General features: G+C 34.8%; 17 protein-coding genes. 14 read left to right on the plus strand and 3 right to left on the minus strand.

Annotation, left to right across the window (positions count from 1 at the left end; translation table 11 throughout):
• Nucleotides 1-63: 63 nt before the first annotated feature.
• Nucleotides 64-249: a hypothetical protein gene (locus LBV24_RS13870; RefSeq protein ID WP_224479263.1), complete on the minus strand. Its 186-nt coding sequence runs from the start codon at nucleotides 247-249 to the stop codon at nucleotides 64-66.
• Nucleotides 250-441: 192 nt separating this feature from the next.
• Complete coding sequence (locus LBV24_RS13875) at nucleotides 442-1,362, minus strand: hypothetical protein (RefSeq protein ID WP_224479264.1); 921 nt, start codon at nucleotides 1,360-1,362, stop codon at nucleotides 442-444.
• Between the two features lie 217 nt (nucleotides 1,363-1,579).
• Here LBV24_RS13875 and LBV24_RS13880 point away from each other — a divergent pair, with 217 nt between their 5' ends.
• Nucleotides 1,580-2,200, plus strand: a complete 621-nt coding sequence (locus tag LBV24_RS13880) for a DUF4230 domain-containing protein (protein ID WP_224479265.1) — start codon at nucleotides 1,580-1,582, stop codon at nucleotides 2,198-2,200.
• 11 nt (nucleotides 2,201-2,211) lie between these two features.
• On the opposite strand, the gene LBV24_RS13885 is transcribed toward LBV24_RS13880, so the two are convergent.
• Nucleotides 2,212-2,523, minus strand: coding sequence for a rhodanese-like domain-containing protein (locus LBV24_RS13885; RefSeq protein WP_224479266.1), 312 nt, complete (start codon nucleotides 2,521-2,523; stop codon nucleotides 2,212-2,214).
• Nucleotides 2,524-2,628: 105 nt separating this feature from the next.
• Here LBV24_RS13885 and LBV24_RS13890 point away from each other — a divergent pair, with 105 nt between their 5' ends.
• From LBV24_RS13890 to paaZ, 13 genes are all read left to right on the plus strand, one after another.
• Nucleotides 2,629-3,204 (plus strand): TetR/AcrR family transcriptional regulator, encoded by a 576-nt coding sequence (locus tag LBV24_RS13890; protein WP_224479267.1) that lies wholly within the window; start codon nucleotides 2,629-2,631, stop codon nucleotides 3,202-3,204.
• Between the two features lie 67 nt (nucleotides 3,205-3,271).
• Nucleotides 3,272-4,345 (plus strand): 2Fe-2S iron-sulfur cluster-binding protein, encoded by a 1,074-nt coding sequence (locus LBV24_RS13895; protein ID WP_224479268.1) that lies wholly within the window; start codon nucleotides 3,272-3,274, stop codon nucleotides 4,343-4,345.
• A 36-nt stretch (nucleotides 4,346-4,381) separates the two neighbouring features.
• Nucleotides 4,382-5,338: a 1,2-phenylacetyl-CoA epoxidase subunit PaaA gene (paaA, locus tag LBV24_RS13900; protein WP_224479269.1), complete on the plus strand. Its 957-nt coding sequence runs from the start codon at nucleotides 4,382-4,384 to the stop codon at nucleotides 5,336-5,338.
• 12 nt (nucleotides 5,339-5,350) lie between these two features.
• Nucleotides 5,351-5,638 carry a 1,2-phenylacetyl-CoA epoxidase subunit PaaB gene (gene paaB, locus LBV24_RS13905; protein WP_224479270.1) on the plus strand — a complete coding sequence of 96 codons (288 nt, stop codon included), beginning with the start codon at nucleotides 5,351-5,353 and terminating at the stop codon, nucleotides 5,636-5,638.
• The gene (gene paaC / locus LBV24_RS13910; RefSeq protein ID WP_224479271.1) at nucleotides 5,638-6,393 is read left to right on the plus strand and encodes a 1,2-phenylacetyl-CoA epoxidase subunit PaaC; all 756 of its coding nucleotides are present in this window, start codon (nucleotides 5,638-5,640) and stop codon (nucleotides 6,391-6,393) included. The genes paaB and paaC overlap by 1 nt, the downstream gene beginning before the upstream one ends.
• Nucleotide 6,394: 1 nt before the next feature.
• The gene (gene paaD / locus LBV24_RS13915; protein ID WP_224479272.1) at nucleotides 6,395-6,895 is read left to right on the plus strand and encodes a 1,2-phenylacetyl-CoA epoxidase subunit PaaD; all 501 of its coding nucleotides are present in this window, start codon (nucleotides 6,395-6,397) and stop codon (nucleotides 6,893-6,895) included.
• Complete coding sequence (locus LBV24_RS13920; RefSeq protein WP_224479273.1) at nucleotides 6,895-7,260, plus strand: VOC family protein; 366 nt, start codon at nucleotides 6,895-6,897, stop codon at nucleotides 7,258-7,260. The genes paaD and LBV24_RS13920 overlap by 1 nt, the downstream gene beginning before the upstream one ends.
• Nucleotide 7,261: 1 nt before the next feature.
• Nucleotides 7,262-8,044: an enoyl-CoA hydratase-related protein gene (locus LBV24_RS13925; RefSeq protein WP_224479274.1), complete on the plus strand. Its 783-nt coding sequence runs from the start codon at nucleotides 7,262-7,264 to the stop codon at nucleotides 8,042-8,044.
• Nucleotides 8,045-8,980 carry a pyridoxal-phosphate dependent enzyme gene (locus LBV24_RS13930; protein WP_224479275.1) on the plus strand — a complete coding sequence of 312 codons (936 nt, stop codon included), beginning with the start codon at nucleotides 8,045-8,047 and terminating at the stop codon, nucleotides 8,978-8,980. It begins immediately after the preceding gene.
• 9 nt (nucleotides 8,981-8,989) lie between these two features.
• Nucleotides 8,990-10,144: a 3-hydroxyacyl-CoA dehydrogenase NAD-binding domain-containing protein gene (locus tag LBV24_RS13935; RefSeq protein ID WP_224479276.1), complete on the plus strand. Its 1,155-nt coding sequence runs from the start codon at nucleotides 8,990-8,992 to the stop codon at nucleotides 10,142-10,144.
• A complete protein-coding gene (locus tag LBV24_RS13940; protein ID WP_224479277.1) occupies nucleotides 10,144-10,551 on the plus strand; it encodes a PaaI family thioesterase in 408 nt (135 codons plus the stop codon). Before LBV24_RS13935 ends, LBV24_RS13940 begins: the two co-directional genes overlap by 1 nt.
• Before the next feature lie 3 nt (nucleotides 10,552-10,554).
• A complete protein-coding gene (locus LBV24_RS13945; protein WP_224479278.1) occupies nucleotides 10,555-11,763 on the plus strand; it encodes an acetyl-CoA C-acyltransferase in 1,209 nt (402 codons plus the stop codon).
• A 1-nt stretch (nucleotide 11,764) separates the two neighbouring features.
• On the plus strand, nucleotides 11,765-14,302 hold the full coding sequence (gene paaZ, locus LBV24_RS13950) for a phenylacetic acid degradation bifunctional protein PaaZ (protein WP_224479279.1): 2,538 nt from the start codon (nucleotides 11,765-11,767) through the stop codon (nucleotides 14,300-14,302).

A 14,302-nucleotide genomic window follows, 5' to 3' on the forward strand; every position in this document is an offset into this window, starting at 1 on the left:
ATTTTTTGAGATCCTGAAGTTACGATTTTCGGAAATATAATTTGAAAATTAAATCCTTGTACTTTATCGATAATGTTCAAGATTAAATTTTAAGGCGAGTTCAATCCAATATTCTAAATCCTCATCCATATCAAAACCATCAGGTGTTATAAAAATGAACCCCTTCATTGGTCTGCCTGTGAAATCCATTGGCAGGCATTCTGGCTTTTCAATAACTTCAGAATAAGCAGACTCTCCTATTTTCAGCATTAGTAAGCTGTCTCCATATTTTTTATCACATGAGTCCCTCAACACATTTTATTGTTAACCATAAAAACCAATCCACCCATCATTTTTTTACTTAGAAATGGAACCCTTTTAGATTTAATAATATTATGCATTCTTTCTCCTATATGTTCATCATATGCCATATTATTGAATGATATAGTCTAAGTAAATAAATTAGCGTGAGGTTTTTGATTTTCTCGTTTGGTAATACGGAACAGGGTTAAAATATTGTGACGATTCTGAAGAAGAAGCATAATTTCTGTTGAGTAACTGTTCTTTCATAAATTTACTTGTGTCATAAACTTCCCATATTGTCAATTTGTTATTTCTACCTCTGGCCGTTTTGATTTCGGCTTTGTTTTGTGAAATAAGATCAGCAATTAAATCGCCTGATACTATTTTTTTAGTTTTATATGAACTATTACCTGTATTTATTTCTATTTCAATCCAATACTTTTTATTAGACCTTTCAGATGGTTTCTTTAATCTTGTATTTAGAAGTGCCGATGGGCTATAATTATATCCTCTAATGTTATTATCTGTCTGAGTAGTATTTATTTTAATATCAGTCTCTTCATTTTTAATATCTGCAAGTTGCTCTTCATTTTTAAAATTTAAATCTTCAGCTTCGGATTCATTTGGTTGTTGAGTTGATTCCGCAATTTTAATCGGTTCCGCATAGGAAGCCATGTCTTGAGGTATGTTGTCTGTTTCTATAGAAGTGATACTTATACTTTTTAAAGGAGCATCAGATAACATCATAGTTTCACCTACTGCTTCATGCCTTATTAATGTCATTATTATTCGCCTATCGCTTAAGACTACTTCTGTAATATATTTCCCTTGTGGTAAATCATTTATGGCAACCTTAGTTTTATATCTATTAATAGACATTTTTTTTTCATAAAAGCTATTGTAAATCTCAACTTGATAAATAGTCTGTTTGCTTTCTAGAAGTAATGAATCTCCATCTTGATTTAAATCATGTTTTAATTCTTTTGCTCGGAAGTTTACGTTTTTAATAAGACTAGATTTTTGGCCATAAGAGACTAAAATGCTAAACAAAAAAAGAATCACTAAAAAGTTTTTAGACATCACAATTGATCTAATGGATTAAAACAAAGCTATTGTGAGACTTGAGGGATTTTTAGCCTGATTTGAATAAATATAGAATTTCATTACCACTAAAACAAAGCATCAGTGTTTTGTTAATTGATTAATAGTTAAAGTGTGGAATAAATTAGTTGAAGTGTAAATCTAATTTGAATTAAAAAGTATCGGTTTTGATTCACTTTATTTTATAAATTAGCTTATGCGAAAAATTCTATTTGGAGTTGTAATAACACTTATTGTTTTATTTACTTTTAAATATTGCGGTAATAAAAATGAGGATAAAATAACTCTGCAAGAGAATACTTCACTCCTTGAAAAGCAGATAAAAAATATAGGCAAACTCGTAGTGACTGAAGGTCATTTTAGCGAAGTATTTACCTATAAAAATTCTCAGACTTATTTTGGTGATTTATTGGAGGCAAAAAAACAAGCAATTGTAATTGTAAATGCAGATGTTACAGTAAGCTATGATTTATCCCAGATTGAATACAGTATTGATGCTGATAAAAAAACACTTGTTATAAAAAGTGTACCAAAGGAAGAATTAAATATTAATCCAGATCTCGAATATTATGATATTCAAGCTGATTTTTTAAATCAGTTTGAAGCTAAGGATTATAATGAAATCAAGGAAATTGTCAAGAGCTCATTAATGAAAAAAATTGAGAATTCAGAATTAAAAACTAATGCTAAGAATAGATTGATAAGTGAGCTTTCTAAATTTTATATACTCACCAATTCAATGGGCTGGACTCTTCAATATAATGAGGAAACTATTAATTCAATCGAGGGACTTAACAACTTGGGTATAAAACTTTAATTTAAATAAGATTAGCTAAAAATAGCATTCCTAACTTTTGAAATTCCTCCACCATTAATGGCATCAACGCCATTTTGCTTTAGGAATCGAGTTGCACTCGAAGATCTTGCGCCACTGGCACAATATACAACTACAGGTTTATTTGTTTTCTTAATTTCGTCTACACGATAGTTTAGTTCTTGTAGAGGTATATTTAAAGCCGTTTTAATATGGTTTGTATTAAACTCCCTTTCAGTTCTTACATCTAGATAAATTGCACCTTTAGCTATATATTCTGTAAGTTGACTTGTTGATTGTCCGAATAGTGTGCTTAAAATTCCCATGTTGTAATTTTTTGTCAAATATGAGAACTTCCAAGTGCTTTGAACGTAACTAATGTTACATGAGGGATTTATAAAAAATAATTTTCACTTAATTTCGCTAATGAAATGAAGAATAAAATAGAATCTCGAAAAGAGGAAATCATAAGGGTAGCTGCTAAACTTTTTAAGGAAAAAGGATATAGTGCAGTTACGATGCGAGATATTGCAAAAACTATGGGTATTAAAGCAGCCAGTCTGTATAACCATATAAATTCCAAGCAAGATATTCTTAAGGCTATTATCATTTCTCTTGCTGAAAAATTCACGGCTGGTATGCTAGAAATTAAAGGTTCCGGCGAATCTTGTATCAATAAATTAAAAGCCATTATTAAGCTTCATGTAACATTATCTAGTCAGAATATTTATGGAATGGCATCTCTAAACAACGATTGGATGCATTTAGAGGAACAAATGCCTTACTACATTAAGTTGCGATCAGAGTATGAGGATGATTTTAAGAATATTCTAGAGCATGGTATTGGTGAGGGTGAGCTAATAAATGTAAAACCAGATGTAATGATGTTTTCCATTCTAACAACACTACGTTCACTCTATTTATGGATACCAAAAAAAGAGGATATTGATCTCAATGATCTAACAGAAAATCTAAGCCAGATTTTACTAGATGGTATTAACAAATAGTTTAGATATTATTTTTTAACTTTGTTCACTAACTAACAGTTGTTAGTTAAAATTTAGAACAAAGTTTATGGCTCAGTTTTATAATTTAAAAATCAAGGATATTTATAAAGAAACAGATGATTGTTCTGTTCTTACAATTGATGTTCCAGATGCATTAAAAAATGAATTTTCTTTTCATCAAGGACAGCATCTTACCTTAAAAGCAGATATTAATGGAGAAGATGTGCGAAGGTCATACTCATTATGTTCCAGCCCTGTAGAGGATAAGTGGCAGGTTGCCGTCAAGCAAATACTTGGTGGTAAGTTTTCTACCTATGTAAATGAAAGTCTAGATGCTGGTCAAAATATTGAAGTGATGGCTCCAAGTGGTACATTTGGAGTTGATATAGATGAAGTAGCTTCAAAAAACTACTTGTTCTTTGCTGCAGGTAGTGGGATTACACCAATTATATCAATGATTAAAACCCACTTAAAAAGAGAGCCAAATTCAACTTGTAAGCTATTTTATGTAAATAAAACAGCAAAATCCATTATCTTTAAAGAAGAGCTAGAACAGTTGAGAAACACTTATTTTGGACGATTAGAGATATACTATTTTCTGACCCAAGAAAAGCGCGATATAGAGCTATTTAATGGAAGGTTTGATGATGAAAAGATGGATGTGCTGACAAAGATTTTTATTGATATACCAGATACTAGTGAGGTATTTCTTTGCGGACCAGAAAAAATGGTCAACTATGTGAGTAACTATTTAATTGAGGCAGGCTTACCAAAAGAACTGGTTCATTTTGAGTTATTTGTTACGGGTCTCACAGAAGAAGATATTAAGCGACAAGAACGCTTGGCAAAACAAAATGTTGAAGGTGTTGAGGTAACTATAATTGATGGTGGCAAAGAGTTTTTGTTTACCATGACTAAAGATTATGATAATATATTGGATGCTGCACTAAATGCAGGTGCTGATTTACCATTTGCTTGTAAGGGCGGTGTTTGCAGTACATGCAAGTGTGAAGTTAAAGAAGGAGATGTGGAGATGAAAATAAACTATGCTTTAGAGGAAGATGAATTAAAACAAAACTTGGTGTTAAGTTGCCAAGCAGTTCCCACTACTGAAAAGGTTGTGGTAGATTTTGATGTTTAAAATTGAAGAAGAAAAATAAATAAAGACCAATTTAAAATGAGTGAAGATCAAATTAAAAATTTAGAAGCTCAATTCGAAGCACGTATAGAACGTGACGAGAAAATTGAACCTAAAGATTGGATGCCAGAGAAATATCGGAAAACACATATTAGGCAAATTTCTCAGCATGCCCATTCTGAAATTGTTGGGATGTTACCAGAAGGTAATTGGATAACCAGAGCACCTTCTTTAAGAAGAAAAGTAGCATTATTGGCCAAGGTTCAGGATGAAGCTGGTCATGGTTTGTATTTATACAGTGCCTGCGAAACCTTAGGTGTTTCAAGAGATGAATTATACGAGCAGTTGCATACAGGGAAGGCCAAATACTCTAGTATATTTAATTATCCTGCATTGACTTGGGCAGATATGGGTGCCATAGGCTGGTTGGTTGATGGTGCCGCTATTATTAATCAAGTGCCATTGTGCAATACATCTTTTGGGCCATATGCAAGAGCCATGATACGTGTATGTAAAGAAGAAAGTTTTCATCAGAGACAAGGGTTTGAGATTATGCTGAAACTCGCAAATGGAACACCAGAACAAAAGGAAATGGCACAAGACGCTTTAAATCGCTGGTGGTGGCCAAGTTTAATGATGTTAGGACCTACAGATGACAAATCTGTACATACGGCACAATCCATGAAATGGAAATTAAAACGTAAAACTAATGACGAATTACGTCAGCAGTTTATTGATCAAACTGTGCCGCAAGCTGATGTTTTAGGTTTAACAATTCCAGACCCTGATTTAAAATGGAATGAAGACAGAAAGAGTTATGACTTTGGGGAAATTGATTGGGATGAATTTTGGCAGGTTGTTAAGGGACATGGTCCTATGAATAAGGAAAGAATGAAAGCACGTGTTGGTGCATGGGAGCGCGGAAAATGGGTTAGAGATGCGGCAATGGCCTATGCGGAAAAGAAACAAGCAAGAAAAGAAAAACAAGCAGTTTAAAAAATTAAAACTATGTCAACAAAAAACTGGCCACTTTGGGAAATATTCGTAAGAAGTAAAAACGGATTAGAGCACAGGCACTTTGGTAGCTTGCATGCTGCAGATGCAGATATGGCATTGGAAAATGCTAGAGATGTTTATACAAGACGTAATGAAGGTGTAAGTATTTGGGTGGTAGAATCTAAACATATTACTGCTTCCAATCCAGAAAATAATGGAGAATTATTTGAACCAGCACAAGATAAAGTATATAGACATCCTACTTTTTATGATGTTCCAGATGAAGTAAAACACATGTAATGAAAAACGAGAATTTATATAATTATATACTTGGTATTGCTGATAATTCATTGATCTTAGGCCAACGGCTTGGAGAGTTAACAGGTCATGGACCAAATTTAGAAACAGATATTGCATGCACAAATATTTCGTTGGACTTATTTGGACAGGTAAGAAGTTATTTTCAGTATGCAAGTAAAGTAGCAGGCGATGGAAGATCAGAAGATGATATTGCCATGCTCAGAAAAGAAAGAGATTATAAAAATGTGCTATTGGTAGAGCAACCTAATACCAACTTTGCTTATACAATTGCAAGGCAATTTTTATTCGATGCGTATCATTTGGTATTTCTAAGAGAATTGCAAAAAAGTTCAGATTTAACTTTAGCAGCTATAGCTAATAAGTGCATCAAGGAGGTAAGTTATCATGAGCGTTTCTCATCAGATTGGGTAAGGCGCTTAGGTGGTGGTACTGAAGAAAGTAAATCGAAAATGCAAGAAGCGATTGCAGATTTGTGGGTTTATACAGATGAGTTATTTCATCAAACCGTAGCAGATAAGGCAATGGTGGCTGAAGGAATTGGTGTTGACGTTACAAAGCTAAAGGAAGAATACTATAATTATGTAGCTGGAGTATTAGAAGAATCAACTTTAGAAGTTCCTGATATCAAATTCTTCCAAAAAGGTGGTAAACAAGGAATTCATACTGAACATTTAGGATATATATTGGCAGAATTACAATATATGCAACGTGCATACCCAAATATGGAATGGTAAAATGACAACCACAGAACAAAACATTGATAATTCTTTGATAGCAATTCTAGAACAGGTGTCAGATCCTGAAATTCCGGTTTTGTCAATTATGGATATGGGTGTTGTGCGTTCTGCCGTGTTTGAAGATGGTATTGTAAAGGTAGAAATAACACCCACTTATAGTGGTTGTCCAGCGATGGATGTCATTGGAGATGATATAAAAAAAGCTTTAGAAGAGGCTGGGTACAAATCAGAGATCGATTTAATTTTGCATCCTGCTTGGACAACAGATTGGATTACGCCGCGAGGAAGAAAAGCACTGGAAGATTATGGTATTGCAGCACCACTTGAGGCAGAAGCAGATAAGGACGTCTTGTTGCATGGTAAGAAAATTGTAAAATGCACTAACTGTGGTTCTCAAAATACACGATTAGTAAGTCAGTTTGGTTCAACTGCTTGCAAAGCCCAATTCCAATGTGAAGACTGCCAAGAACCATTTGATTATTTTAAATGTTTAAAGTAATGTTAGGATTAAGAACAACAGCTTATATAGTTAAAGATTTAGCCCAAGCAAAAGCATGGTATACCAAAGCTTTTAAAACTGAGCCCTATTTCGATGAATCTTTTTATGTAGGATTTAATATCCAAGGATATGAATTAGGGCTAATGCCAGAGGGAAATGAAACCAATTTGAAAGGAGAAAATGTGTTATCTTATTGGGGTGTTGAAGATATCCAAAAAGAGTTCGAAAGATTAATAGAATTAGGTGCTACCATTCATGAGAAACCAACAAATGTTGGTGGTGAGCTAATGGTTTGTTCTGTTAAAGACCCTTGGAGCAATATTATAGGATTAATATATAATCCATATTTTAAATTACCTGAATAGTATGAATGACTCAATTTTATTGACAATAGAGAATAAAGTAGCACAAATAAATCTAAATAGGCCAGAGGTTTTCAATAGCTTTAATCGTGAGATGGCTTTGAGTCTCCAAGGAATTCTAGATGATTGCGATTCTAATCCAGATGTTAGGGCAATAGTTCTTACTGGAAATGGTAAAGCGTTTTGTGCGGGTCAAGATTTAAAAGAAGTGACTGATCCAGCACTTAATCCTGGATTTAAAAAAATCTTAGAGGAACATTATAATCCAATAATAACTAGAATACGATCAATTAAAAAACCAATTATTGGAGCTGTAAATGGAGTTGCCGCAGGTGCTGGAGCTAATATTGCCTTGGCATGTGATATTGTTGTAGCACACGAAAAGGTTAGTTTTATTCAAGCATTTAGTTTAATTGGATTGGTTCCTGATAGTGCAGGAACTTACTTTTTGCCACGATTAATTGGGTTTCAAAAAGCCCAAGCTTTAGCAATGTTGGGTGACAAGATTTCTGCTGAAGAAGCGGAAAGAATGGGAATGATATATAAATCTGTTCCATTAGAGGCTTTTGACGAAACCATAAATCAATTAGCGAATAAAGTTTCTAATATGCCAACTAAGGCGCTAGGTCTTATCAAAGAATTATTTAATCAATCAATGACCAATTCTTTAGAGGTTCAATTGGCATTAGAGTCCAAATTACAAATAGAAGCAGCTAGTAGTAATGATTATGCTGAGGGTGTCGCTGCATTTATCGAAAAGCGAAAGCCAAATTTCAAAGGAAATTAGTTGGATAAAGAAACACTCATAGAAGTTCATAATAGAATAAAACCCTTTATTCATAAAACGCCTGTTTTAAGTTCTGGTTTAATAAATGAAATGGTTAGTGCTGATATTGTTTTTAAATGTGAGAACTTTCAAAAAATGGGAGCGTTTAAAATGCGAGGTGCAGCAAATGCCATTCTATCACTTTCAGAGGAAGAAAGGGAAAGAGGTGTGGTAACACATTCCTCAGGCAATTTTGCACAAGCAGTTTCTTTAGCAGCTCAAAAGTTAAATGTTAAGGCCTATATAGTAATGCCTGAGAATGCACCTCAAGTAAAGAAAAATGGAGTAAGGACATATCACGGTGAAATCATTGAATGTGAATCAACACCAGAAGCTAGGGAAACTACTGCAAAAAAAATTAAAGAGTTAAAAGGAGCTTCTTTTTTGCATCCTTCAAATCAAGATGAGGTGATTTATGGTAATAGTACTGCTGCGATAGAACTATTGGAAGAGTTTCCTAATTTAGATGTAATTTTAACTCCAATTGGTGGAGGAGGATTAATTGCTGGTACAGCTTTGGCTGCGCATTATTTTTCAAAAAATTGTAGAGTAATAGGTGGAGAGCCAATGGAAGCAGATGATGCATATCGCTCTTTGATCTCTGGTAAAATAGAAACAAATAATAGCTTTCATACAGTTGCTGATGGACTAAGAACGCATTTAGGTGATCGTAATTTTCCTATAATTCAAAAATATGTGGAGAAGATTATCCGCGTCGAGGAGAGTGAAATTGTTGATGCAATGCGAATCATTTGGGAACGGATGAAAATAATAATCGAGCCTTCTTGTGCAGTACCGTTTGCAGCTGTATTAAAAAACAAAGAAGAATTTAAGAATAAAAAAGTCGGTATAATTTTATCTGGCGGTAATGTAGATGTAAAAAATCTACCTTTTTAAAATATTAGAATGAACGTAGGAATTATAGGTTCTGGAACCATGGGAAGTGGTATTGCACAAGTTGCTGCCACGGCAGGATGTTCAGTAAAATTATATGACACCAATATTGATGCACTGCATAAGGCTGAAAATACTTTGGATAAGATACTGTCTCGACTTATTGAGAAAGGTAGAATTGATAGTGCAGAAAAATCAAGAATCCAATCTAATATAGACTATGTCAATAGTTTACATGAACTAGGGAATTCTAATTTAACTATTGAAGCCATAGTTGAAGATTTAGATATAAAGAAAAAGGTATTTGAGCATCTCGAAACCTATGTTTCAGAGGATTGTATTATAGCCTCAAATACATCGAGCTTATCAATTGCATCAATTGCCTCTGCTTTGAAAAAACCAGAACGATGTATAGGTATTCATTTTTTTAATCCTGCACCGTTAATGAAGTTGGTTGAGGTTGTTCCTGCCATACAGACATCTGAAGAAGTGCTCTCCAAGTCTGTGGATGTAATCACAAATTGGAAAAAGACGGTAGCAGTAGCTAAAGATACACCTGGATTTATTGTTAACAGAGTGGCAAGGCCATTCTATGGTGAAGCACTTAGAATATATGAAGAAGGTATTGCTGATTTTGCAACTATCGATTGGAGTTTAAAGACAATTGGTGGATTTAGAATGGGACCTTTTGAATTGATGGATTTCATTGGAAACGATGTTAATTATGCAGTTACAGAATCTGTGTTTACAGCCTTTTACTTTGATTCAAGATATAAACCGTCATTTACCCAAAAACGTCTTGCTGAAGCTGGATATTTAGGTAGGAAATCTGGTAAAGGTTATTACGATTATTCAGAAGGGACTGCTAAACCTAATCCAATAGAAGATAAGACACTTGGTGATAAAATATTCAATCGTGTTCTAGTAATGCTTATTAATGAAGCGGTAGATGCTTTATTTTTAAATATTGCTTCTGCAGAAGATATTGATAATGCCATGACTAAGGGTGTTAATTATCCCAAAGGGTTGTTAGCTTGGGCAGACGAGATAGGAATTGAAAATTGCGTTACTACTTTAGATAGACTTTATGATGAGTATCACGAAGACAGATATCGCTGTAGTCCATTATTAAGGAAAATGCTTAGAGATAAAAAGACATTCTATTAATGAAGGGTGAGGCAATTCCATATAAAATGTTGAGTCAAGATGCTTTTAGCCAATGGTTGGGTATAGAAATCTTAGAGTGTGAGGTTGGTCGTTGCAAATTAGGAATGACCATTAGAAAGGATATGATTAATAGTATGAATAAAGCTCATGGCGGCATAAGCTATTCTTTAGCAGATGCGGCATTTGGATTTGCGGCTAATACACATGGAAAATATGCGGTTTCAATTGAGACTAGTATAAATCATATTGAAGCTGTAAATGAAGGAGATTACTTGGTTGCAGAATCCGTAATTGAAAAGGTGAAGAATAAGCTTGGATTCAATGTTATTGAGGTTAAACGCGAGGAAGAATTAGTTGCGTTATTTAAAGGTATAGTATATAGAACCCAAAAAGATTGGGAAGATTAAAATATGAAGGAAGCATATATTATAGATGGTGTACGTACACCTATAGGAAGTTATAAAGGCACATTGTCTGCTGTTCGTACAGATGATATGGCAGCTTTAGTAATTTCAGAAGTTGTTAAACGAAATCCTAATATCCCAAAAGAGGCTTACGATGACGTTATTATGGGTTGTGCCAACCAAGCGGGAGAAGACAACCGCAATGTTGCTCGAATGGCATCACTTTTAGCAGGTTTACCATATACGGTTCCAGGGGAAACGGTAAACAGATTATGTAGCTCAGGATTATCAGCAATTATACATGCAAATCGTGCTATTAAGTCTGGTGATGGAGATGTGTTTATTTCTGGAGGAGTTGAAAACATGACAAGGGGACCTTATGTCATTGCCAAACCATCTACAGCTTTTGGAGGTGACTCTAAAATGTATGATTCAACTTTTGGGTGGCGTTTTATAAACCCCAAAATGCACCAAATGTATGGTACAGATGGAATGGGTATGACTGCAGAGAATTTAGTAGAGAAGTATAATATTTCTAGAGAGGACCAAGATAAGTTTGCGTTTTGGAGCCAGATGAAAGCTTCAAAGGCTCAAGAAAATGGCCGATTGGCGAAAGAAATAATAACTGTTGAAATTCCACAGCGTAAAAAGGATCCTATCCTATTCTCAAAAGATGAATTTGTAAAACCGAATACCTCAATAGAAGTTTTAGGGAAATTGCGATCTGCTTTTAAGAAAGAAGGTGGAAGTGTTACTGCTGGTAATTCATCAGGATTAAATGATGGTGCGGCTGCAACAATAGTTGCATCAGAAGAAGCAATAAAGAAATATAATCTTAAGCCGCTAGCGAGAATTGTGAGTTCGGCTGTTGTTGGTGTTGAGCCTAGAATTATGGGTATAGGCCCTGTTGAAGCGTCAAATAAGGCATTAGACAAAGCGGGATTAACAATGGATGATATAGATGTAATTGAGCTTAATGAGGCCTTCGCGGCACAGGCATTGGCTTGTACAAGAGCTTGGGGTTTAAAAGACAATGATCCTAGAATAAACCCAAATGGTGGATCTATAGCTATAGGACATCCATTGGGTGTAACAGGAACAAGAATAGCATATTCTGCTGCTTTAGAGCTACATGAGCAACAAAAGAAGTTTGCCTTAGTAACAATGTGTATTGGTGTTGGCCAAGGCTATGCTGCAATTTTAGAACGTGTTTAAAATGAAAAAAATACAACATTACGTACAAGGACATTGGACCACTGGTTCAGAAGAAGGAACACCAATTCTTGATGCAGTTACTGGAGAGGCTTTTGCTTCAGTGGCAATAGAAGGCTTGAATATTCCTGAAATTCTACAATACGGCCGATCTAAAGGTGGTGAAAAGCTTCGTAAAATGACCTTTCAAGAGCGAGGTAATATGCTTAAAAAATTAGCATTATATCTTACTAAAAGAAAAGATGCATTTTATGAATTAAGCTATAGAACTGGAGCAACTAAAGTTGATAGTTGGATAGATATTGAAGGTGGATTTGGTAATCTTTTCGCTAATGCGTCGTTACGTAAATTGTTTCCAAACCAAGCCTTTCATGTAGAAGGTGATCCAATTGATTTATCAAGAGGTGGGCGTTTTATGGCGCATCATATTATGGTACCAAAAAAGGGTGTAGCAGTTCATATAAATGCATTTAATTTCCCAGTTTGGGGAATGTTGGAGAAATGCGCTGTTAATTGGATGGCAGGTGTACCAGCATTGGTCTTACCAGCGCCATCTTCGTCTTATTTGGCAGAAGCTGTGGCAAGAACAATAATTGATTCTGGTATTCTTCCAGAAGGTTCTCTTCAAATTATTAATGGTACTGTAAAAACAATATTAGATACTGTTGAATCTCAAGATGTGGTGACTTTTACAGGATCAGCGCAAACAGGCAAATTGTTAAAAGCACATTCAAGACTTATAGAGGAATCTGTACCTTTTACCATGGAAGCAGATTCGTTAAATGCATCAATATTAGGAGAGGATGCGGTGCCGGGAACTCCAGAGTTTGACTTGTTTATTAAAGAAGTCCGTAAAGAAATGACTGTAAAGGCAGGTCAAAAATGTACAGCGATCAGACGTATTATAGTACCTGAAAACTTAGTTGAGGATGTGCAAATTGCCTTGGGGAATGCACTAGACAAGGTGACAATTGGAGATCCAAGGTTAAAAGAAGTGCGAATGGGTTCTTTAGTTAGTCGTCAACAAGTGCAAGCCGTGAAAGATTCGGTTTATGATTTGGCAAAAGAGGCTGAGATTGTTTATGGCGATTTAGATAAAATTGAAACCATTGGTGCTGATGCAAAAAAAGGAGCCTTTATAAGCCCAATTTTATTGAGATCTGATCATCCATTTAACAGTACAATTGTCCATGAACGAGAAGCTTTTGGGCCTGTAAGTACTATTATGCCTTACAAAACCTTGGATGAGGCTGTGGCTTTAGCGCAAATGGGTAAAGGTTCGTTGGTATCGTCAATTGTGACTTATGATGATAATATTGCAAGAGATTATGTGGTTAATGCAGCAAGTCATCATGGTAGGATTTTAGTGTTAAATAGAGAAAGTGCTAAAGAAAGTACTGGCCATGGTTCGCCATTGCCTTATTTAGTTCACGGTGGTCCGGGTCGTGCTGGTGGCGGTGAAGAAATGGGAGGAATGCGTGGTATAAAACATTATTTACAACGTACGGCAATTCAGGGTTCGCCAACTACAATAACAGAAATTACTGGAATCTATCAACAAAATGCCAAATACAAAAAGGCAGAGCAACACCCATTTAAATACCACTGGGAAGATATTCAGCCTGGTATGTCTTTAAAAACCCACAATCGTACTATAACAGATTCAGACATTGTAAATTTTGCTAATCTTACTTGGGATCATTTTTATGCGCATACAGATATTACATCTTTAGATGGTAGTATTTTCGAAAAGCGGACTGCTCATGGTTATTTTATCATTTCGGCTGCGGCAGGTTTGTTTGTTTATCCAAATAAAGGTCCAGTAGCAGCGAATTATGGATTAGATAGTATTAGATTCTTAAGGCCATTATATCATAATGATACAATTTATGTGCGTTTAACCTGTAAGGAAAAAGTAGATAGAGATGTAGCTTCAGCAGAACATCCAAGTGGTATTGTAAAATGGCATGTAGAGGTTTTCGATGCTAATTTTGAAAACAGGCCAGAAAGCCAAAAGAACGATAAAGACAGTCCTTTAGTTGCAGTTGCTACCATTTTAACTATGGTTCAGAAAAAGCAAGAAACATTTGTTGAAATGACAGATGAAAAAATAAATGAATGTCTATCTAAACTTACTGAAGATACCAAGCCAAAATGGGGAATCATGACACCACAGCACATGATTGAGCATTTAGAATATACTTATAAAATTGCTTCAGGAGAAATTCAAGACTTTGAAGTTTCTACACCAGAAAAGATACTAGAGAAAGTAAAGAATAGTCTTTGGAATTATTCAAAATTCCCTCAGAATTCGCAATTCCCTTTACTTGAAAAGGACACACTCGACTCTTTAAAACACCCAGATTTAGTAACAGCTATTTCAAAATTTAAAGATCAGCGTGAAGCATATATAGAATACTTTAAAGAGAATCCAGATGCGATACTAAATAACATGGTATTTGGAGAATTAAACAGATATGAATGGTATCTTCTGGAACGAAAACATTTGAATCATCATTTTGAACAATTTGGATTAATATAA

It is taken from the genome of Winogradskyella vincentii, from assembly GCF_020166345.1.
Classification (GTDB): Bacteria; Bacteroidota; Bacteroidia; order Flavobacteriales; family Flavobacteriaceae; genus Winogradskyella; species Winogradskyella vincentii.